At 58.1% G+C, this 21,712-nt stretch carries 21 protein-coding genes and 1 tRNA gene; 18 read left to right on the top strand and 4 right to left on the bottom strand.

Translation table 11 applies throughout. From position 1 onward, the window contains the following. The first annotated feature begins 594 nt into the window (after positions 1–594). The 14 genes from AC6CHO_RS05670 (at position 595) to AC6CHO_RS05605 (ending at position 14,300) form a co-directional block, all read left to right on the top strand. On the top strand, positions 595–3,435 hold the full coding sequence (locus AC6CHO_RS05670) for an Rne/Rng family ribonuclease (RefSeq protein WP_498214138.1): 2,841 nt from the start codon (positions 595–597) through the stop codon (positions 3,433–3,435). Positions 3,436–3,663: 228 nt separating this feature from the next. Further along, positions 3,664–3,972 carry a 50S ribosomal protein L21 gene (rplU, locus tag AC6CHO_RS05665; RefSeq protein ID WP_013349163.1) on the top strand — a complete coding sequence of 103 codons (309 nt, stop codon included), beginning with the start codon at positions 3,664–3,666 and terminating at the stop codon, positions 3,970–3,972. 49 nt (positions 3,973–4,021) lie between these two features. After that, positions 4,022–4,276 carry a 50S ribosomal protein L27 gene (rpmA, locus tag AC6CHO_RS05660; protein ID WP_022875303.1) on the top strand — a complete coding sequence of 85 codons (255 nt, stop codon included), beginning with the start codon at positions 4,022–4,024 and terminating at the stop codon, positions 4,274–4,276. Between the two features lie 126 nt (positions 4,277–4,402). Then, on the top strand, positions 4,403–5,992 hold the full coding sequence (obgE, locus tag AC6CHO_RS05655; protein ID WP_444663624.1) for a GTPase ObgE: 1,590 nt from the start codon (positions 4,403–4,405) through the stop codon (positions 5,990–5,992). Between the two features lie 3 nt (positions 5,993–5,995). Beyond that, entirely contained in the window at positions 5,996–7,153 is a 1,158-nt protein-coding gene (gene proB / locus AC6CHO_RS05650) for a glutamate 5-kinase (protein ID WP_498214083.1), read from the top strand. Positions 7,154–7,163: 10 nt separating this feature from the next. Next, positions 7,164–8,456: a glutamate-5-semialdehyde dehydrogenase gene (locus AC6CHO_RS05645; RefSeq protein WP_498214082.1), complete on the top strand. Its 1,293-nt coding sequence runs from the start codon at positions 7,164–7,166 to the stop codon at positions 8,454–8,456. A 118-nt stretch (positions 8,457–8,574) separates the two neighbouring features. Next, a complete protein-coding gene (locus AC6CHO_RS05640) occupies positions 8,575–8,787 on the top strand; it encodes a hypothetical protein (protein WP_146278150.1) in 213 nt (70 codons plus the stop codon). A 2-nt stretch (positions 8,788–8,789) separates the two neighbouring features. After that, complete coding sequence (nadD, locus tag AC6CHO_RS05635; protein ID WP_444663631.1) at positions 8,790–9,395, top strand: nicotinate-nucleotide adenylyltransferase; 606 nt, start codon at positions 8,790–8,792, stop codon at positions 9,393–9,395. Between the two features lie 82 nt (positions 9,396–9,477). Next, complete coding sequence (locus tag AC6CHO_RS05630) at positions 9,478–10,965, top strand: hypothetical protein (protein WP_498214081.1); 1,488 nt, start codon at positions 9,478–9,480, stop codon at positions 10,963–10,965. A 57-nt stretch (positions 10,966–11,022) separates the two neighbouring features. Next, positions 11,023–11,403, top strand: a complete 381-nt coding sequence (rsfS, locus tag AC6CHO_RS05625) for a ribosome silencing factor (protein WP_060701764.1) — start codon at positions 11,023–11,025, stop codon at positions 11,401–11,403. Positions 11,404–11,475: 72 nt separating this feature from the next. Then, positions 11,476–11,548, top strand: a tRNA-Ala gene (locus AC6CHO_RS05620). Between the two features lie 309 nt (positions 11,549–11,857). Next, a complete protein-coding gene (locus AC6CHO_RS05615; RefSeq protein WP_444663637.1) occupies positions 11,858–12,949 on the top strand; it encodes a magnesium and cobalt transport protein CorA in 1,092 nt (363 codons plus the stop codon). Further along, positions 12,931–13,596, top strand: coding sequence for a GyrI-like domain-containing protein (locus tag AC6CHO_RS05610; RefSeq protein ID WP_498214080.1), 666 nt, complete (start codon positions 12,931–12,933; stop codon positions 13,594–13,596). The genes AC6CHO_RS05615 and AC6CHO_RS05610 overlap by 19 nt, the downstream gene beginning before the upstream one ends. Before the next feature lie 8 nt (positions 13,597–13,604). Beyond that, positions 13,605–14,300 carry a DNA alkylation repair protein gene (locus AC6CHO_RS05605; protein WP_498214079.1) on the top strand — a complete coding sequence of 232 codons (696 nt, stop codon included), beginning with the start codon at positions 13,605–13,607 and terminating at the stop codon, positions 14,298–14,300. A gap of 54 nt (positions 14,301–14,354) precedes the next feature. On the opposite strand, the gene AC6CHO_RS05600 is transcribed toward AC6CHO_RS05605, so the two are convergent. The 3 genes from AC6CHO_RS05600 to AC6CHO_RS05590 form a co-directional block, all read right to left on the bottom strand. Further along, positions 14,355–15,740, bottom strand: a complete 1,386-nt coding sequence (locus tag AC6CHO_RS05600; protein WP_498214078.1) for an amino acid permease — start codon at positions 15,738–15,740, stop codon at positions 14,355–14,357. Further along, on the bottom strand, positions 15,737–16,810 hold the full coding sequence (gene hisC, locus AC6CHO_RS05595) for a histidinol-phosphate transaminase (RefSeq protein WP_498214077.1): 1,074 nt from the start codon (positions 16,808–16,810) through the stop codon (positions 15,737–15,739). Before hisC ends, AC6CHO_RS05600 begins: the two co-directional genes overlap by 4 nt. 208 nt (positions 16,811–17,018) lie before the next feature. Beyond that, positions 17,019–17,528, bottom strand: coding sequence for an Lrp/AsnC family transcriptional regulator (locus AC6CHO_RS05590; protein WP_444663646.1), 510 nt, complete (start codon positions 17,526–17,528; stop codon positions 17,019–17,021). Between the two features lie 58 nt (positions 17,529–17,586). Here AC6CHO_RS05590 and AC6CHO_RS05585 point away from each other — a divergent pair, with 58 nt between their 5' ends. The 4 genes from AC6CHO_RS05585 to AC6CHO_RS05570 all read left to right on the top strand — a co-directional run bounded on the left by AC6CHO_RS05585 (position 17,587) and on the right by AC6CHO_RS05570 (position 20,728). Continuing rightward, on the top strand, positions 17,587–17,916 hold the full coding sequence (locus AC6CHO_RS05585) for a hypothetical protein (protein ID WP_498214076.1): 330 nt from the start codon (positions 17,587–17,589) through the stop codon (positions 17,914–17,916). A gap of 273 nt (positions 17,917–18,189) precedes the next feature. Beyond that, positions 18,190–19,065, top strand: coding sequence for a VOC family protein (locus AC6CHO_RS05580; protein WP_498214075.1), 876 nt, complete (start codon positions 18,190–18,192; stop codon positions 19,063–19,065). A 14-nt stretch (positions 19,066–19,079) separates the two neighbouring features. Further along, on the top strand, positions 19,080–20,087 hold the full coding sequence (locus AC6CHO_RS05575) for an epimerase (protein ID WP_498214074.1): 1,008 nt from the start codon (positions 19,080–19,082) through the stop codon (positions 20,085–20,087). An 11-nt stretch (positions 20,088–20,098) separates the two neighbouring features. After that, entirely contained in the window at positions 20,099–20,728 is a 630-nt protein-coding gene (locus AC6CHO_RS05570; RefSeq protein ID WP_498214073.1) for a pentapeptide repeat-containing protein, read from the top strand. Here AC6CHO_RS05570 and AC6CHO_RS05565 read toward each other — a convergent pair. Then, the gene (locus AC6CHO_RS05565) at positions 20,712–21,638 is read right to left on the bottom strand and encodes a LysR family transcriptional regulator (protein WP_060703397.1); all 927 of its coding nucleotides are present in this window, start codon (positions 21,636–21,638) and stop codon (positions 20,712–20,714) included. The genes AC6CHO_RS05570 and AC6CHO_RS05565 overlap by 17 nt on opposite strands. Positions 21,639–21,712 lie beyond the last annotated feature (74 nt).

Below are 21,712 nucleotides of genomic sequence, written 5' to 3'. Positions count from 1 at the left end.
TTCCATAAATTTGTAGGAAAGCGGGAGATTCCGCTTCGAGCGTTTTCATCTTAGGAAGCAATTCTGTGCAACGGATGAGAAGCAATGAACAAGGCATGAACTAAATATGAGAGAATGGAAATGGTTGCTCGCGGATCCACAGTCTGCTTTCAACCCGACGACAGACTTTTGAAACAACAGATCGCCAGGCGATGCATCGCTTCGGTTGAGTGCCCAATATGTGCGCCTCCCGAGGGAATACCGCGGATCGTAGGGCTGCAAAGGAAAGCAGCCGGTTTTCTTAGGCCACGTTGATCCGCAGGAATTGCGTCCGGCTCAGTTATATGAGCCAGTGGCAATCTTGCGGAAAATAGCGAGCTTTTGTGTCTGGCCGATTTAAAGTAGTCGGCCAAGGGACACGTGATGATTGTAGTTTCAGCTGAGGCGCCGTCTGTGGAGGATGTCAAAGCGGGACAAAGTAGGAGTACGCGAATTTAAATGAGCGCAGCAAATCAACGAAAGGGTGGGGCGCAAGGTAGCAAGCGAGGCAATCGTTCAACGCGAGCCCGTCGTACCAGCGTTTCAACCACCCCTGCGCGGCCACTGCGCCGCGCCATGACCCTGGCTGAACTCAATGCCGCAGCCGGCATTGAAGAAAGCCCATACCGTTGGCGAGCTACTCGCCGCACCCAGGTTTCCACCCCTGATTCAGCCCAGCGCGCCAGCCGCCAGGCAGAGCGCCGTGCGCAGGTGGCACGCCATGCTGCCAGCGACGAAGCCGTCGAGCAGGCAGCTGCCAAGCAGGAGACCACCGAACAGGCCAGCGAAGAAATCGCCAACCCGGTGGCAGAGGACAACACTGAGCCGCAGGACGCCCCAGAGGTTGTAGAAGACCACACCGGCCAGCTGCTGGCCGAGCACGGCAGCTCGATGATCTTGAACCCTTTCGCCATTCCAGAAACCGCTCAGGCGGTTCTGGCGCAGGTCGTTGCCAAGAAGCACGAACCAGCGCGCAAGGAAACTCCTGAAGCCGAGAGCGATGACGTGACCTCGCGCCGCCGCCGTCGCCGCCGCCGCGGCGATGTTGATCTGGAACTTGAGGGCGGCTCGCAGGACGATCCACCCAACACCGTGACCCGCGTTCGCGCACCGCGCGGCAGCGTCGAAAGCCATGGCTCGGTCAGCGACAAGGTGGCCTCCGTGCGCGGTTCGACCCGCCTGGAAGCGAAGCGCCAGCGCCGCCGCGAATCACGCGAGACCGGCCGCCGCCGCCAGGTGATCACCGAGGCAGAGTTCTTGGCCCGCCGCGAATCCGTGGAGCGCAAGATGATCGTGCGCCAGCGCGAAGACCGCATCCAGATTGGCGTCCTGGAAGATGGGGTGCTCGCCGAGCACTTCGTGTCCAAGACCCAGCAGGATTCGCTCATCGGCAACGTGTACGTCGGCAAGGTGCAGAACGTGCTGCCTTCCATGGAAGCTGCTTTCGTGGATATCGGACGCGGCCGCAACGCGGTGTTGTACGCAGGCGAAGTCAACTGGGATGTTGCTGCCCTCGAAGGCCAGCCGCGCCGCATTGAGAACGCGCTGAAGGCTGGGGACTCGGTGCTCGTGCAGGTCACCAAGGACCCCGTAGGACACAAGGGTGCCCGCCTGACCAGCCAGATCTCCCTGCCGGGCCGCTACCTGGTCTACGTGCCGGGCGGCTCGATGACTGGCATCTCCCGCAAGCTGCCCGACGTTGAGCGCCAGCGCCTGAAGAAGATCCTGAAGGACCACCTTCCGGAAAACGCAGGCGTGATCGTGCGCACAGCCGCCGAAGGCGCCTCCGAGGAAGAGCTGACCAACGATATCAACCGGCTGCGCGCGCAGTGGGAAGGCATCGAAGAACAGGCCAACTCCACCAAGACCCTGGCTCCGGAACTGCTGTACTCCGAGCCGGACCTGACCATCAAGGTGGTCCGCGATGTCTTCAACGAGGACTTCACCAAGCTGATCGTCTCCGGCGAGCATGCCTGGGACACCATTGAGGCCTATGTCATGTATGTGGCGCCGGACTTGATGGGACGCCTGGAGAAGTGGGAATCCGACGAGGACATCTTCGCCGACTTCCGCGTCGACGAGCAGATCGCCAAGGCGCTGGACCGCAAGGTCTTCCTGCCATCGGGTGGTTCGCTGGTTATCGACCGCACCGAAGCGATGACGGTCATCGACGTGAACACCGGCAAGTTCACCGGCTCGGGCGGCAACCTCGAAGAGACCGTGACCAAGAACAACTTGGAAGCGGCCGAGGAAGTCGTGCGCCAGCTGCGCCTGCGCGATATCGGCGGCATCATCGTCATCGACTTCATCGACATGGTCCTGGAGTCCAACCGCGATCTGGTCCTGCGCCGACTGGTGGAGTGCCTGGGCCGGGACCGGACCAAGCACCAGGTCGCCGAGGTCACGTCGCTGGGCCTGGTCCAGATGACGCGCAAGCGCATGGGCACCGGTTTGCTGGAAGTCTTCGGCGAAGAGTGCGAGCACTGCGCTGGAGCCGGTGTGATCACCCACGAAGAGCCGGTGGAATCCCGCCGCACCTTCAACTCGGCCGGTGAACCGCACGCCAAGAAGTTCAACGAGAAGCCATCTCGCAATTCCCGCCGCCGCCGCGGTGGCGAGAAGGACGAGGCCAAGCCAGTTGCCAACCAGGAGACTGCCGCCACGGGCGAGAAGGATGAAGCCACCCGCAATGCGCTGGCAAGTATTGCTGCCGCATCGCATTTGGAGCCGCACGCTGAGAATGCTGTGAGCATCGAAGGCGAGCAGATTCCAGTGCTGAAGACCGGCACGCCAGTGGCCGCCGACGTCTCCGTCACCCTCGAAGCGCTCGAAGCTGCCCTGCCGGGCAAGGACGAGACCGAGGATGAGGGTGGCGAGGCCAACCGCAAGCCGCGCCGCCGTTCGCGCTCCCGTGGACGTAACCGTTCACAGGCAGATGCCGAGCAGCAGGGCGCAAAGGCTGAGGAAGCTGGCCAGGACATCGAAGCGGAGCAGCCAGCGGCTGTTGCCGTGGAGGATGAGCCGAAGCAGGTTGAGCAGCCTCGCAAGCGTTCCCGCCGGGCATCACGTCCACAGGGCTCGGGAGCTGCCTCAGCGCAGGATCAGCCGGTACTCACCGGCCTGGCCATGCCTGCATCGAGCGCTCCAGCAGCTGCAGAGGCCACGGCCCCTGCAGCAGCATCGGCTACCGCTAGCGCGGTGGCCCCACAGAGTTCCACGAAGCCAAAGCGGCGCAGTCGTCGAGCCACCTCGGCTCAGGGCGACGCAACCGCAGAGGTTCTCGTGGCAGAGGTATCCGCTGCTACCGGTTCGGTAGTTCAAATGGATGCCTCCAGTTCGCACAACGAAAAGCCAGCTGAGCCTGCCGGGCAACCGGTAATGTTCGGTGTCGGCGTTCCGGTGCGCGAACTGAAATAGATGAACTTGATCACGCTTCACCCGCTGGGGCAGTTTGTATTTGCCCCAGTGGTGTGGACTAGCGTAATCTAGTTGATCGGTGCTAAACGCCAAGATCACGGACTTTCCGTCCGCTCGGCGTCAAGGCACAAGCGCATGAGATCCCCGTTCATTGCACTCATTTATGGGTGTTCGGGTCGATATCTGCGCCGGTAAGACAATAAACGTCGAGTAGAAGTGAGTACCCACGTGGTGTACGCAATTGTCCGCGCAGGCGGCCACCAGGAGAAGGTTTCCGTTGGAGACCTCATCACCGTTGACCGTCTTCAGGCTGCCCCAGGTAGCTCCATCGAGCTTCCTGCTTTGCTGTTGGTAGATGGCGAGAAGGTAACTTCCGCAGCTGCCGATCTGGCTAAGGTCACGGTTACCGCTGAGGTTGTAGAAAACCTTCGCGGCGAGAAGATCGTTATCCAGAAGTACAAGAACAAGACCGGTTACAAGAAGCGCCAGGGCTTCCGTGCCGCTCTGACCAAGGTCAAGGTCACCTCGATCGCCTAATTCAGGCTGATCGTAATATCCATTTTTGTAGCGAAAGAGGCTAAAAGGCATGGCACATAAGAAAGGTGCGAGTTCCACTCGCAACGGTCGCGATTCCAACGCACAGTACCTAGGCGTAAAGCGCTTTGGTGGTCAGGAAGTCAAGGCAGGCGAAATCATCGTTCGCCAGCGTGGCACCCACTTCCACCCAGGCGCCGGCGTAGGCCGTGGCAAGGATGACACCCTGTTCGCCCTGGCTGCTGGTGCAGTCGAGTTCGGCACCCGTCGTGGTCGCCGCGTGGTGAACATTGTTGCTGCTGCCTAATTCAGGCATCTGGCAAATTTTTTAGTACAGAAGGGGTGGGCCGTTATTCGGTCCGCCCCTTGTGTGCGTAGATAGACTTTTTCTGCGAGAGCTTCTCGCAACCCCGTTCTAGGAGAAGATGGCCCCGTGGCTGCATTCGTTGATCGCGTAACCCTTCATGTCACCGCAGGTAATGGTGGCCACGGTTGTGTGTCCATCAAGCGCGAGAAATTCAAGCCGCTTGGCGGACCCGATGGCGGCAACGGTGGCAAGGGCGGCGACATTATCTTGCGCGTTGACCCCCAGGTCACCACGCTGCTGGACTTCCACCACCTGCCGCACCGCAAGGCCGGCAACGGCGAACCCGGAAAGGGCGGACTGCACCCAGGCAAGCACGGCGAAGACCTGATCCTCGGCGTGCCCGCAGGCACCGTGGTGAAAACCAAGGACGGGGACATCCTGGGGGACCTGGTCAACACCGGCGACGAATACATTGCCGCCATCGGCGGCATGGGCGGCCTGGGCAACGCGGCGATCTCCTCGGACAAGCGCAAGGCCCCGGGCTTCGCACTGCTGGGTATTCCCGGAACCAGCCAGGACATCGTCCTGGAGCTGAAGTCCATGGCCGATATCGCGCTGGTGGGCTACCCCTCGGCTGGCAAGTCCTCCCTGATCGCCGCGGTCTCCGCAGCACGTCCGAAGATCGCGGACTACCCCTTCACCACCTTGGTGCCGAACCTCGGCGTGGTTCAGGCCGGCGAGACCCGCTTCACCGTAGCCGACGTCCCAGGGCTGATTCCTGGCGCTTCCGAGGGCAAGGGCCTGGGGCACGAGTTCCTGCGCCACGTTGAGCGCTGTGCCGCGATTGTGCACGTGCTGGACTGCGCGTCGCTGGAGTCCGACCGCGATCCGATCAGCGACCTGGACACCATCGAGGCCGAGCTGGCGAACTACGAAGCCGACTCGACCTTCGCAGGCACCGACGGAACGATCATCCCGCTGATCGAACGCCCCAAGCTGATCGCCCTGAACAAGGTCGACATGCCAGACGGTGCGGAAATGGCCGAATTCGTGCGTCCTGAACTGGAACAGCGCGGATATCGCGTCTTCGAGATCTCAGCCCTGTCGCGTAACGGATTGCGTGAACTGTCCTTCGCTATGGCTGAATTGGTAGAACAAGCGCGAGCCGAACAGGTCGTTGAAGCACCGGTAGTCGAGGTGCCTGTGATCCGTCCGCGCTATAGCAACAAGGAAGAGTTCTACATTCGCCGCGAGGAACAAAACCTTGAGCCTCTGTGGCGCGTTATTGGCGAAAAGCCAGAACGCTGGATCATGCAGACCGACTTCCGTAATGATGAAGCCGTCGGCTACCTCGCTGACCGACTGGCCAAACTGGGGGTAGAAAACAAGCTATTCAAGGCCGGAGCCAAGCCGGGCGACGCCGTCGTCATTGGTTCCGAAGAAGATTCGGTGGTCTTCGACTGGGAGCCAACCATGGCTGCCGGCGCTGAATTGCTCGGCGGCAGCCGCCGTGGCGAAGACGTGCGACTCGAAGACCGCGGCAATCGAAAGACCCGCGAAGAAAAGCGTGCCGAACACGAAGACCGGAAGACCGCCAAGGCTGCAGCTCGTGCAGAACTGGAAGCCGAACGCAAGGCTGGCATCTGGACTGAATCGGTCAACGCCAAGAACGCAAAAAATGCTGCTGGGAAGAAGGCAGCACAGGAGGAAGAATAAAGTATGAGTGAAAGTGCCACCAAGACTATTTCAGCCATTACCTCTCCTCACGAATTGCCGGATGCACGGCGACTCGTTGTAAAGGTTGGATCCAGCTCGCTAACCACGGTCAGCGGGGGAATATCCCATGAGAGACTGAAGTTTTTGGTGGACACTCTCGCCGAAACCGTGAACAACGGCACCGAGGTCATCCTCGTTTCCTCCGGCGCAATTGCCGCCGGCCTGGCCCCGCTGGGTTTGCCCAAACGTCCCAAGGACTTGGCAACCCAGCAGGCCGCCGCGGCCGTCGGCCAGGGGCTGTTGCTGGCCGAATACACGCAGCTCTTTGAAGAACACGACCTGCGTGTTGGCCAGGTATTGCTCACGGCAGATGACTTGATGCGCCGTTCTTCCTACACCAACGCATTGCGTTCCCTGGTCAGGCTCTTGAACCTTGGCGTGCTGCCCATCGTCAATGAAAACGATGCGGTCGCAACCCGTGAAATCCGCTTCGGCGATAACGACCGCCTTGCATCTTTGGTGGCGCACCTTGTTAAAGCTGATGCGCTGCTGCTTTTCTCCGACGTCGATTCCGTTTATGACGCGCACCCTGAAGAGGGCGGAAGCCGCATTACCACCATCGAGCACCCCGATGATCTTGAAGCGGTAGACCTGGGTACGCCTGGTGCTGCTGGCGTGGGCACTGGCGGCATGATCACCAAGGTTGACGCCGCAACCATGAGCTCTTCGGCCGGCATCCCTACCCTGGTGACCAGCACCGACAACGCTGCCAAGGCGCTGCGGGGCGAAGACGTGGGTACCTGGTTTGCCGCTCGAAACTCCCGCCGCTCTGCACGCGATGTATGGCTTGCCTACTTGGCGAGCATTGAAGGCCGCTTGATCCTTGACGAAGGCGCGGTCCAAGCAATTTCCCGAGGCACCAACTCGCTGCTTGCCGCCGGCATCATCGATGTAGAGGGGGCCTTCGAGGCCGGAGATGCCGTGGAAATCTGCGGTTCAGATCGCGTGCCTTTTGCCCGCGGCCTGGTGAATTTCAGCTCTGAAGAGCTGCCGGAGATGCTTGGGCAGAACACCGGAGACATGGTTGAGCAACTTGGCGAAGGTTACGATAAGTCGGTCGTGCATGTCGATGACCTAGCTTTGATCGAACCTATTTTCTAGAATGGGGATCATGAGTATCGACGCCGCACGAACCGAAGAACAGATCACCGACGTCACCAGCTCGGTCAATCAACTAGCCGATCGCGCCCGGCGCGCGTCGCGAGTTCTCAAACGCGCCAATCGGGACTGGAAGGATCGCGCACTGCTGGCCATGGCCGCTGGCATTGACGCGAACCGGTCCAAGATTTTCCAGGAGAACAAGAAAGACCTGGAAGCTGGCCGTGCCAACGGAACCTCAACGGCTATGCTGGATCGTTTGAAACTTGATGATTCGCGTATTGATGGATTGATTGCCGCGCTGCACGAACTAGCCGGGCTTCCTGATCCGGTCGGACGGGTAGTTCGAGGCGAGACGCTGCCTAATGGTTTGCGGATGAGGCAAGTCAACGTCCCGATGGGCGTCATCGGAACCATTTACGAAGCCCGTCCCAACGTCACTGTTGATATTGCCGGCTTGTCGCTGAAGAGCGGCAATGCGGTCTTGTTGCGGGGAGGCAGCGCCGCGCTGAATTCCAACCAGGCGCTTGTTGCGGTCATCCGTGATGCACTGGAATCCGTATCGCTTCCTCGCGACTTGGTCATCTCCATTGACCAGTATGGCCGCGACGGCGCGGATGCCATGATGGGCGCACGAGGCAAGATTGACGTCCTGATTCCCCGCGGTGGTCGCGAACTGATTCAGCGCGTGGTCACCACCGCCAAGGTTCCAGTGATTGAAACCGGCGAAGGCAATGTGCACATTTTCCTGGACGCTGATGCCAATGAGCAGATGGCCATTGACATCCTCACTAACGCCAAGACGCAGCGTCCAAGCGTGTGCAATACCGTTGAGACGCTGTTGATCCACAAGGATTCGCCGATCGCTGCTTCAGTGCTGAAGGCATTGTCTGCTGCTGGCGTGACGCTGCACGTTGAAGAACGCGCAGCAGCGTTGGTACCGCAGCTGGAGACCATTGCCGCTGGTGAAGATGACTGGCGCAACGAGTACCTGGACTTGGATATTGCGGTCAAGGTTGTGGATGACATCGATGAGGCGCTGGATCATATCCGCGAGTACTCGACGGGGCACACCGAGGCGATTATCACTTCGTCATTGGCTTCCTCCGAGCACTTCATCGCAGAAATCGAGTCGGCTGCTGTCATTGTGAATGCGTCTACCCGCTTCACCGATGGCGGACAGCTGGGCCTTGGTGCCGAGGTAGGCATCTCCACGCAGAAGATGCATGCGCGTGGCCCGATGGGTTTGACCGAACTTACGACCACCAAGTGGATCGTCCAGGGCGACGGGCACGTTCGCAAATAGTTTCTGACCGCCGTTTTCGGTAGGATGTAGAAGAAACGTACCGTTACTTTTCGGACCGCTGGATCTTCGAAAGAAATTGAAGATCCGGCGGCTTCCGTGGATACGACTGGAGATTTACTTGAACGCGCTGATTATGGCCTCCGAAGCCGCTGCCCCTGGCTTGAGTGCACACACTTGGTCCCTGCTGATCGGTGGCGGCATTTTTGTTGCATTGATGATCTTGCTATTGATCACCGTTTCCTACACCAACGTTGGCAACCGCCACTCGGTCAAGGACGAAGAACAAGATATTCACCGCCAGTTCAAGACGCACGAACCACATAGCCACTAGTCTTGAGCGAGCGGCAGCACAGTGATCGCCCATTACGCCTCGGCGTGATGGGCGGTACTTTTGACCCCATCCACAATGGCCACTTGGTCGCCGCGAGCGAAGTTGCGGCCGAGTACGACTTGGATGAGGTAGTTTTCGTACCCACCGGGCATCCTTGGCAGAAGGCCGACAAGCAGGTTACCAGCGCGGAACACCGCTACCTGATGACCGTCATTGCCACGGCTTCCAATCCCCGGTTTACGGTAAGCCGGGTCGATATTGACCGTGAAGGTGCCACCTTCACTCGTGACACCTTGCTTGATCTGCGAGCAGAACGGCCTGATGCGGAATTGTTCTTCATCACCGGTGCCGATGCGATGAGCCAGATCATGAGCTGGCGTGACATCGACCAGGTCTGGGACCTCGCTCATTTTGTTGGCGTGAGCCGTCCTGGGTACGTAATGAGCGATCTTGGCAGGGACAATGTTTCCCAGTTGGAGATCCCGGCGCTGGCGATTTCGTCGACGGATTGCCGTGTACGAGTCGCTCAGGATAAGCCAGTTTGGTACCTTGTGCCCGATGGTGTGGTGCAGTACATTGCAAAATATGGGCTGTATACCGAGTCGTAACCTCACATTAGGTGACGTAACACGGCATAATCTCTAGGTAAGGGTGACGGTATTTGTCTATGCGGTCGGGGAGAAGTACAGGATGAGCGATAACTCGCAGCCGGTTTCTAGCAGGCGAGCTCTGCGCGAAAAGCGACGTGCCGAAATGGAAGCATTGCTGGCAAGCAGCAAGGCAGAACAAGAAGCAAAAGAACTCGCAAGTGAGAAAAAGGCGGGAGAGCCCGAGCAATCGGCAACGCCAGCGAAAGCTGATGCAGCTCCCGCAGCAAAGCCAACTCCGAAACCGGAACCGGCCAAGCCTCAGGCGGCAATACCGACCCCGAAACCCGCACCGGCAGCCAAGACCAGCGCAGCAGCCCAGAAGCCTGCTCCGCAGCCCACTTCAAAGCAAGCCGATGAAGCGCCGCAAAGCCCAGACAAGCTTGCAGCAGCGCCTGGCGTTCAAAAGCAAGCTCCGTCGAAGGGCAATGACGAGCAAGTAGTCAAGCCTCAGCCTAAGCCAGCGCCGCAAGCCAAGGCTGCTGCGAAGAATGATTCGCCGGCCACTGAGCCGGCTAATGGGGAACCGGTAGGGGAGCGCGCATCGCTTCGTCGTGCCCGGAATCGTGAAGCTTTGCGTGAGCGCCGTCGCCTTGAAGGCGAAGTAGATGCGTTGACTAGCCACATTCCAACGGTTGAACCTGCGGACGACCCCAAGCCCCTGACTCGTCGCCAGCTTCGGTTGCAGGCATTGGCCGAACAGGGCAAAGCCGATCCGGCAGCCGCGCCCAAACCGGCAGCGAAGCCAGCCAAGAAACCGGCTGCTGACGAAGATTCACCCGAAACTACGGTGATGAGCGTTGAGCAAGCACTTGCAGCGCGACGCGCGCATGCTCCAAAAGCGCCAATCGACCCGAACCTCTTGGGCGAAGATGACTCCGAGATTGATCTCGAAGTACTTGCCCATCAGCGTGAAATGGCAGCTCGTGCCGCCATTATTTCCCGCCGTGCCGCAGAACGCGAGCGCTTGCGTGTGGAAAACGCCAAGCAGGGCAAGGATGATAAGTCATCTGATCCTTTCACCGGCGCAATGGGGAATATTCGCGAGGTAGAAGACCGCATTGCCAAGACTGGTGTCCAGGGCCCCAAGACGCAAAGCGTGTCTCTTAATCTTGATTCCGACGGCAAAATCAGTTCCAAGAAGGATGAAGCTGCACCGGCTGCAAAAAAGCCTTCGGCTACAACAGCTGACGCTGCCAAGCCAGCGCCAAAGCCAGCTGCGACGAAGCCGGCGCCCAAGCCCGCTGCCAAGACTGCACCTAAACCTGCACCGAAGGCAGCACCCAAACCGGCAGCCAAAGCGCCAGCTAAGCCAGTTGCTGAGGCAAAAAAACCAGCCGCGGCTCCTGAAGCCTCCCCAGAAGTTCAGATGCCGCGAATTGATGCTGTGAATGCCCAGGGGCTTGAGCCGTTGGATGTTCAAACACATGGCGTTCGTCGCGCTAACAATATGCTTATCGCCATGATCGTGGCACTGAGCGTCGGCGGTGCAGCGCTGATCGCCGGGCTGATCATGTTGCTCGGCAACTAGTTTCGTTGCAAAATTAAGTTCTCGATCTACACCTCTAACAAGGAGACACCCCACTCAATGGGAGCACACGCAGATTCAATTGCCCTCGTGAAGATTGCAGCACAGGCTGCATCTGAAAAGTTGGCAGAAAACATGGTCGCGCTAGATGTAGCGGACCGCCTGGGCGTTACCGACGCCTTCTTGATTGTCTCTGGTGGATCAGAACCGCAGGTGAACGCAATCGTTGATGAAATTCAGGCCAAGGTCCTGGAAGAATACAGCATGCGCCCGGTCCGCCGTGAAGGTTTTGGCTTGGGCCGTTGGGTCCTGTTGGACTACGGAGATGTTGTAGTCCACGTACAACACCAGGAAGACCGCGTTTTCTACGCGCTGGAACGTCTCTGGGCTGATTGCCCGGTGATCGAGCTGCCTGAGGATCCGAAACAGCAGAACCAGTAATCGTGAATTTGCATCCTGATCAGGTAGTCATCTATGATTATGGAGTTGCCTGATCAGGGTAGCAATCCTTTTGGGGGTATGGCGCAGTTGGTAGCGCGTCTGCATGGCATGCAGAAGGTCAGGGGTTCGAATCCCCTTACCTCCACAAATTAAATCCTGGAATTCTTGAAAAAGAATTCCAGGATTTTTTGTATATTCAGCGCTTATTTTTTGGGTTCTTTGTATTCCCGGTTTTGCCTCGCCTCCGGTGTGCAGATTCAGAGCAACTCACAACTTATGCCACCTGAATGAGGGGGACCGCGGTGACACCCAACGTCGTGGTTCCATGCCTAGATCGGTTCCCCCGATGGGAGTAGTAATTAAGCCAAATCTCACGGTGCTTTGAATCAGTATGTGCGCCACAATTTGATACTCACTTGCGATACTTGAACAAAATCGTTCGACCGGGAGAAGCATGGCACGTATACAGCGACGGGCAAACCGAGCGCGGCAGGCCGGTAATGGCCAGGGCCCAGCGCATAGTTCCAAGCGCGTGCGCTATATCGATGACGGAACCGTCGAACTGGCGCCTTCAAGCGTTACTGCCGCAGAAGCGCTGGATTTCTGCCATAGCGGCGAGAACCGCATTGCCTTGTCGCTGTATCCCACCCCGGACGAAGCAGACATCCAGGAACTTGCAGAAGCCTGGGACCTGCATCCGGTACTCGTTGAGGACCTCCTGCACGCGCGACAGCGTCCAAAGCTTGAACGCTATGGTGATGTCTTATTGCTAGTTGTTCGTTCGGCCTTGTATCTCGACTCGGCCGAGGAGGTCGAACTCTCCGAATTCCACATCCTTGTTCGGCAAGGTTCGATAGCCGTCCTATGCCAGGACCATCGCTGGATTGACGGAACCGATGGGCATGAATTTGCCGAGTCGATAAGCAACGGCAGCCTACAGCAACATCAAATGCTGCTCAAAGATCCACAATTGCTTCGGCTGGGCTCCGAGGCGGTCCTCTACCGGATCCTTGACGAGATTGTTGATGGCTACGCTCCAGTGCTGCATGGCCTGGGAATAGACAAGGAGCAGATCGAGCGCCAGGTATTCAGTGGAGACGCTGCAGTGACCGAACGCATTTACCGGTTGAGCCAAGAAGTGATCGACGTGCTCCACTCCACGGCCTCGCTCCTGGAAGTCGTAAGGTCCCTCGATGACGGATTTAAGAAGTACCCGGTTCCCGAGGAACTGGAAACCTACTTGCAAGATGTCACGGACCATCTCACCAGGGCTCATGCCCAAGCACTCGAGTATCGTGACGCGTTGTCTCAAATCCTGAATGTGAATGCCACGCTGGTGGCTCAACGCCAGAATGAGGATATGAAGAAAATATCAGGTTGGGCCGCAATTTTGTTTGCACCCACCTTGATAGCCGCGGTCTACGGCATGAATTTCGACAATATGCCGGAGTTGCACTGGGCCTTTGGCTATCCAGCTGCAATATTGCTAATGGTTGGTTTCGCTGCCGTGCTTTATGGTGTTTTCAAATGGCGCAAGTGGTTCTAGCCGGCGGGCAACGCGGGGGAGAAGAAGCTGTGGCAGAAAAAATTGATTTCAAAAAGGCGACTGGCAGCTACCGCGCCAAATATGGGGAATTCCGTATTTTGCAGGTTCCAGCGATGCGCTATCTCATGATTGATGGACAAGGCGATCCCAACCACGAGCGAGCATACACCCAGGCGTTGGAAACGATCTATCCCGTAGCCTACAAGCTCAAATTCGCCAGCAAGCAAAACGGGCAAGACTACGTGGTCCCGCCCTTGGAAGGATTGTGGTGGGCCGATGACATGAACTCGTTCACGACTGAACGCGATAAATCGAAATGGTCCTGGACTCTCATGCTGATGGTTCCCGAATGGCTCAACGACGATGATGTTCAAGTCGCCGTTGAAGCAGCAAAGTCGAGGCGAGACCTGCCAAGCATCGAAAGGATGCGGTTCGAGTTGTTGGATGAAGGCCAGTGCGTACAGACGCTGCATCTCGGAGCATATGATGAAGAAGGACCCGTGCTTCGAAAGATGCATGAGAATTTTATTGTCGGGCATGGCTTGCGGCTTACCGGCAAACATCATGAGATTTATCTTGGAGATCCGCGGAAAGTAGCGCCAGATAAGCTGCGCACAATTCTGCGGCAGCCGGTGGAATCACTGTAATTGAACCAATGATGGAGGAGACGTTGAGTAATCAGCTCGGACCTGAAAGTACAGTGGCAGAAATCCAGCAGGCGCTGGCGGAGCTGGAAGATCCCAAGGCGCGAGCAGTCAATGAACGCCACGGTGATGATTTCGGGGTCAACCTTGGCAAGCTCAGAGCAATAGCCAAGGCCCTGAAGGCCAACCAGGACCTGGCCCAGAAGCTGTGGGAGACAAAGGAAACCCCCAGCCGCCTGGTAGCACTCCTGATTGCTAAACCCCGCAGCTTCACATTGGAACAATTGCAGGCCTGGAGCAAGGAAGCCAGCACGCCAAAAGTTCAAGCCTGGTTCCTCAGCTACATAGTCAAGAAAACCAAGCTGCTTGAAGAGCTGCGCGAAGTGCTGATGCGGGAAAACGACCCGGTCCAGTTGGCGGCGGGGTGGGAACTTACCGCACACCAAGTCGCCAAGGACCCGGGAAGACTCGACCTGCCCGGGCTGCTGGATATCATCGAAGACCAGATGCTCGATGCGCCGGATCGCCTGCAATGGGCAATGAACACAACCCTGGCTCAGATCGGTATCGAGCATGCAGCCTTGCGCGGACGCGCCCTGGCCATTGGCGAAAAGCTCCAGGTGCTTGCCGATTATCCAACTTCACCCGGATGCACCTCGCCATTTGCGCCCATCTGGATCAACGAAATGGTGAAGAGAAAAGCCTAGGCCTGATTCACAGAAGTGAACCAGGCCCAGGCTCGGCCAAACCACGCTGGCTGGCTACAGGCCGCTGTCCTGTTCAGCATCTGCCTCTTGGCGCAGGAGCAATTTGGATATAACCCAAATTGCGGCAGTCAGGCCACCGGTCAACAGCAGCTGGGTACGAGCCGCAGGATCGGTCATCGCTACGACAACAATTGCCGCCAGGACCACGATCGTGGCGATGGACAAGCCAGGGAAGCCCCACAGCCGCAAGGGGAGCTTCTCGCCCTCGCGATCTGCCCGCCGGCGCAAGATCAGCTGGGTCACTGCGATGAATGACCAGATGAAGATGATGGTGGAGCCAACTACGTTGAGCAGGATCGGCATGACCGCATCTGGCCAAATCCAATTCAACCCGACCGCCAGGAATGAGAACGCCACGGAGCTGATCACTGCCTTGGCTGGAACGCCCTTCCCAGTTACGTGGGTGACGCTGCTCGGTGCAAGTTTTCGCTGTCCGAGTGAATACAGCATGCGTGATGAACCGTAGATGTTTGCATTCATTGCTGAAAGCAGTGCCACGACCACGACGGCATTCATCAGCAGGCCCACGCCTGGAATATGCATGACGGCCAGGGCCGCGGCGAATGGGCCTTCAACCACCGAAGGATCATTCCAAGGCACGAGGGCAATGATGATCAAGATTGAGCCGAGGTAGAAGAAGAGGATGCGCAGCATCACTGACTTCACTACTCGCTTGATGTTTCCGGCTGGGTCCTTGGATTCGGCCGCAGCGATTGAAACGACTTCGGTTCCGCCGAAGGAGAAGATCACGATCAGCACGGCGGCGGCGATGCCAGCCATGCCTCCTGGTGCGAAGCCGCCGTGGGCTGCCAGGTTCGCGAATCCAACCGGTTCATCGGTAGGAATAACGTGGGCCAGCACGAGCGCGCCAAAGACCAGGAAAGCAATGATTGCTGCGACCTTGATGACAGCAAACCAGTACTCGAAGCGGCCATAGTTTCGAACGCCCAAGAGGTTGGCCCCGGTGAGCACCACGACGAAGCCCAGAACCCAGGCCCATTGCGGCAAGGCCGGGAACCATGCAGCAGTGATCGCAGCGGCGCCAGTGGCCTCGGCGGCAATGACCACAACTAGTTGCACCCAGTAAAGCCAGCCCAAGGTGCTGCCCGCGCTGCGTCCCATGGCCTTGTGCGCAAAGGTGCTGAAGGCTCCCGAGGAAGGATGCGCCGCAACCATCTCTGCCAGCATCGCCATGATCACGATGATGACCGTGCCGGCGAGCAGATAGGAAATAAGCACTGCGGGGCCGGCAATCGAAATCGCTTGACCCGAACCAACGAACAGACCGGCGCCTATCGCACCGCCAAGACCCATCATGGAAATCTGGCGTTGGGTCAGGCCTGTGTGCAGCTGGGCTTCGGTGTTTTTCACAGCCGTCATGCGGTGGCCGCCTCTGCAGATGCAAATGCTGGCAAAGCCGCCAGCACGCGATTGACGTCTTCTTCTGTACCGGAGGAGATGCGCAAGCCATCACCGGGGAAGGCGCGAACCACAACGCCGCCGGCGGCAAGCTGTGCTTCCAAATCAACGGTGTCAGCCCCTGCGCCTACCCATACGAAGTTGGCTTGGGATTTGACTACCGGATAGCCGGCCTGGGCCAGCCCCTCATACATTCGTTCACGCTGAGCTACCACTTCCTCGATGCGCACAGCCAGCTCGTCGATCGCAGCCAGCGACGCGACAGCAGCGCGCTGGGCCAAATCGGAAACTCCGAATGGCACAGCGACCTTGCGCAGGTTATTGGCGACTTCGAGGGGGCTGATTGCGTAGCCGATCCGCAGCCCGGCAAGACCGTAGGCCTTGGAAAAGGTATGGAGGACCGCAACGTGCGGGTATTTTCGGAATAGCTCGATGCCGTCAGCACGTACTTCGGACCGGTCGAAGTGCACGTAGGCTTCGTCAACAACGACAAGTATGTTCCGTGGCACCGCGTTGATGAACTCGTCCAGCGCTTGAGCCTCGACGACCGTCCCTGTGGGGTTGTTCGGGTTGCAGATGAAGATGAGACGGGTCTTGTCGGTGATGGCCTCCAGCATGGCTGGCAGGTCGTGGCGGGACTTGGCGTCCAGCGGAACCTCGACAGGAGTAGCTCCCGCAATACGAACCAACGATGGATATGCCTCGAAGGAGCGCCACGCATACATCACTTCATCGCCTTCGGCGGCGACTGCATGGATGATCTGTGCGGCGACTTCAACTGAGCCAGCACCCAGAGTGACATGCTCAGCGTCAATGCTGAACTGCTTGCTCAGTGCTGCGGTCAGCTGGGGCGCGGCGATGCTTGGATAGCGGTGGATGTTCGCCAGACCCTCCTGGATGCTGGAGATCACCGAAGGCAAGGGTGCGTGTGGTGATTCATTCGATGAGAGTTTTGAAGCTCCAGCGGGTGCGGGCTTGCCCTGCTTGTAAGCCGGGACGTCCTGCAAGGAAGGGCGCTGGTGAAGGGTCATGAGTTTCCTCTCTGACTGCCACCACTGCATGATGCTGGCAATCGTTCAAACAGCAAGGACGTGCACTGATGTCTTCAGCCGTGGCCTTGCTCATATTCTCGCGTGTCGCGATTCACAAGCAATGACTGTAGATTGATCGAATCAGCGGTGCAATCGACATCCGCTGGCCTATGCAGGTTGCATAGCAGTAATTGCCCATCCTTCTATTTTACTGGTCAATTTGCATAGCCTTTTCCTGCTCCGGCTCAGTCTTAGCGCATGCGGCCACCAGCGGCAGTGTTCGCCCTTGGAAGTGTTCATGCAAGGCAAAGGAAGATGAAGTTCTGGCAACCCCGGACACGCGGTTGATCCGATCAAAAATGTCTTGAAGGTCCTCCGCCGTTTGCGCAACCACGCGCAGCTGCAAATCAGAATTTCCAGTCACGGTATACATATCGATGATTTCGGGGATCGTTTCCTCTAGGGCTGAAGCCACTGGAGCGTGTCCGTAGCGCTGGATGATTTCAACCTGGCAAAAGGCGACAAGCGAGTAGCCGAAACCTGCCGGTTCAATCCGTGGAATTATTCCGCGGATCACCCCTGCCTCATGCAGACGGGCCAACCGGCTGCTGACGGTACCGCGGGCAACGCCTAGGCGGCGTGCGCATTCCATCACCGGCAGCATAGGGGAGTCGGTGAGCAGCTCGATAAGATCTGCATCCAGGCGATCAATGCGCACTGTGGTCCTTTCAGAGAATTCAGTCAGTCATCCAAGGCTAACTCTCCAAGCTGGGGGCATGGAGCAGCAGCTTCCTGTGGTGCTTCTCGCCAGCCGGTACCCTGGACAAAATCCGAGCCGTGGGTCTTCCGCGGCCAGGGGCTGGCTGGAATCTGTAGCCGGCCTGCACCAGCGGGTCACTCGAGAAGTGCAGTCCACGAGCAGAATAAGCGAGTCGAGCAATTTGCAGCGGACACCAGTGGCCTTGGTCTCCGGCCTGGGCGCACGGGCAATTACCGGCGCATCCCCCGATTGGCCCCCACTTCATGGTGCACCTTTGCCACGATTCGATGGCGCTGGCAACGCGTGGAAGCTGGCTACGACGACTCGATTGGGCCTGGCACCATAGGTGTCTTGTGCGCTTCTATCGGTAAGTTTGCCGAGTCCCGGTCGACCTTGCGTCCCCGGAGCATCGGGACGCGAAGTTTTCCCTCGACCTGCCTGGGAATATGTCGCTGGTAAGGCCCTCGCCCCAAATCGAACGATGGACGAATTTTCCTGCAGGACAAACACGGAAAAACTCGGCGGTGAATCCGGGCTAAAAGTTCTCTGACGCATCTGTTTTTGTTGCATTCTTCGCGGTACCGTGAAAGCGTCATTCAGTTACCCGAGAGGTTTCGTTATGCAAAAGCTCACCGTCAACCTATGGATGCAAGGAACGGCCGGAGAAGCTGGGGAGTTCTACGCGGCAGCATTGCCAGAGGCCAGGACAGAGATTGAATCGCGCTATCCAACAGAAGGCCTGTTGGATTTCCAGCAACCCCTTGCCGGCAAGCCACTCACCGTCTCGGTGTGGGTCCGCAGCACAAAAATAACTCTGATCAATGCCGGCGAAGAGTTCGCACCCAATGCTTCGATTTCGATGATCTTAAGTTTCAACACCGATGAACGCGATGTCCTGGATGCAACTTGGGCGGCCTTAGCCGAAGGCGGTAGCGTGCTCATGCCGCTGGACACCTACGATTTCAGTTCACGCTATGGCTGGGTGAGCGATAAATATGGTGTCTCCTGGCAGCTGATGGAATCCGCAGAGCCAGTGTCTGAAAATGCAAGGGTCATGCCATGCCTCATGTTTGGCGGACAGGCCCAGAACCGGGCTGCCGAAGCCATCGAGTTCTACGGTCAAGTGCTTGGCGCCAAGCTGGAAAGTGCCTTCCCTTATGGGCAAGCTACCGAAGTCGCCACGGCAGAATCGCTGATGTTCGCCCAGTTCTCCTTGGCTGCGGATGCCGTTGCGGCAATGGATTCGGGCGTGCGCCAAGACTTCTCATTCACGCCCGGTGTCTCGCTGGAGTGGCCGTGTGATGGCCAGGAAGAAATTGACCGCGTTTGGGAGGCGCTGTCGGCCGTGCCGGAAGCTGAAGCCTGCGGCTGGCTGACTGACAAATTCGGAGTCAGCTGGCAAATCGTACCGTCCAATATGGGCGAGCTCATGGAGCGCCCTGGAGCATTTGAGCATATGCTGAACATGAAGAAACTGGTGATCAACGACTTCTAAAAGGTGGAGGCGCGATGGACGGGAATGTGCGGCGGGCAGTCGTTGCTGGAGCCAGCGGGTTTATCGGCCAAAGGCTAGTGGCCGAGCTGCGATCAGCTGGCTATGAGGTTTCCACCATTGGGCGTGGTCCCCATTCGTCGGTGCCGTGGGGTGATGCCCAGGGAATTTCCCGTCTTATTGATGGCGCGCAGTTGCTCATTAATTTGTCTGGGAAAAACGTCGGTTGCCGTTACACCGAGGCGGCGCGCGAGCAGATCTTGGCTTCACGTGTCGATACCACGCGAGCCTTGCATTCCGCCGTGGCCCAGGCAGCACTTCCACCGCAGTTGTGGCTTAATGCATCAACGGCCACCATTTATGAGCACAGCATTCACAAGCCCAATACGGAGTCCACCGGGATCCTCGGCGAGGGGTTTTCGGTGGACGTCGCTCGTAATTGGGAAGACGAATTCTTCACGGGAGAACTGCCCAGCACTCGACGAGTGGCCCTGCGCATGGCGATCGTGCTTGGGGATGGCCCAGCCACGCGCAAATTGCTGGCTATTGCCCGCCTCGGCCTGGGCGGGACGCAACATGATGGGTGGTGGCCTTCGCACCGCAGGTACCGCGGCATCGGACCGCATCCAAGCGGCCCAGTGCGTAGCGTCTGGTATCGCACCGCTGGACAACAGCGTTTCAGCTGGATACATGTCGATGACGTGCTCAGAGCCATCTGGCACGTGATTGATCATCAAGAGATTTCAGGGGCAGTAAATCTGGCAGCTCCGAACCCTGTAGTGAACCACGAACTCATGGCGAGCCTGCGTCAAGCTGTCGGACGGAAGATCGGGTTGCCCGTATATCGATGGATGCTGGAGCCAGCTATGTTCCTGCTCCGGGTGGAACCTGAAATGCTGCTTAAGTCCCGATGGGCACTGCCGGAAGTTTTGCAGGCTACTGATTACCAATTTAAGTGGCCGCAGCTCGAAGCTGCCTTAGCTGATATTGTCGGAAGCCTTGGAAAAAAATCCGCATCGCATTAAGGATGTACCACTTGAACCCCAAAATTCGTCCGTTCACCTTGCCTGCATTGGCAGCCGGATTTGCCGGCGATCTTGATGGCGGCGAGTACGTGGAACTGCTGCACTTTGAGGGTATTGATACTCCGGTGCACGCGGATGATGCCAGGCTTGAGGAATGCCGGTTCACCGGGGTAGCACTGGAAACGTTGCGCAACGCCCGGCTTTTGCAGTGTGAACTAAAACAGATTGGCGCCCCGTCGCTCAACGCCGCCGGAGCGTTCCTCAACGATGTGCGGGTGACCCACAGCAGAATAGGTTCGGGCGACTTTGTCGAGGCCGAGTTGGATGGCGTGGTATTTGAAAACTGCAAATTCGGCTGGTTGAACCTGCGCCGAGCCAAGGTTCGCGATGTCGTCTTCCGCAACTGCCAATTTGAAGAGATCGATTTTGGCGGCCAGATCCAGAGAGTGAGTTTCATCGACTCGCGAACCTCGGTACTCAACTGCGTTGGCGCACAACTTCGCGATGTTGACCTTCAAGGGCTGGACTTCGCTCAAATCGAGGGGCTTGAGGCGATGCGAGGAACCCAAATCAACACCCTGCAGCTAAGCCTGCTGGCCGAGGAGATGGCCAGCCATTTGGGGATCAAAATAGCGACGTAATTTGCTCGTGTCGAGCAGACAGGAGTTTCGCGGTATTCTCAATCAATCCGTGCATGGCGGACGCAGCTCTGGTTAGCGATACATCGCGTCGGTGGGCGAGTCCGATGGTGCGGACCAGCTGCGGGTCGCGCAAGGCTATGGCGCGAATTCCCGGAGTTTCCAAGGCTACGGTCGCCGGCACCACGGCAACACCCAAACCGCGATGGACAAAGCGCAATACAGCATCCATTTCGCCGCCCTCCACTACGATATTCGGAACCAGTCCAGAGGCCTTATAAGCCTGGGCGGTGCTTGCGCGAAGGTCATAGCTGTGGGAGAACGCCAATTGTGCGATCGGTGCCAGATCCTTGAGAGCCAGGCAAGTAGCTTCTGCCAAATGCGGGCGCTCTAGCGAGTCGATCACTACCAATTGCTCTTCCAGAAGTGGCAGATTCTGCAGGTTCTTTTCGTTCACAGCGTGCTCTGACGTCACAATAAGTGCAAGATCCAGTTCTCCGCCGGCTAATTGCTCCAAGAGGCGGTGTGACCCTGCTTCGAAAATTTGCAGCTGCACGCCAGGGTAATTCTCGCGGTAAATCTCCAATACTTCCGAAACTAGCGAAACACACAGCGTAGGAGGTGCGCCGAGCCGTACTCGTCCGCGCCTTAAGCCGGCCAAATCCGCCATTTCGCTGCGAATGGTTTCTTCATCGGCCAGCATTCGCCGTGCGCGGGGGAGCAGCGCCTGGCCGGCCGCGGTTAGCGAGATATTCCCTCGGGCGCGATGAAAAAGTTCGGATCCCAGCTCTTGTTCGAGAGTGGAGATTTGGCGGCTCAAGGAAGGCTGCGTGAGGTGCAAAAGTTCGGCTGCGTGAGTGAAGTGTCCCACTTCGGCAATCGTAATGAAGCCGCGCAACTGCTCTAGATTCATATGCATAGCATATCGCTATCGTAATCATGCTGATAATTCATTGGACGTATTCCCAATGCCAGCAGAAGCTGGGA

This window comes from Glutamicibacter sp. GQ173 (assembly GCF_059759215.1).
Note: the sequence above shows the minus strand (reverse complement) of the source record. Positions and strands in the feature narration are given on the sequence as shown.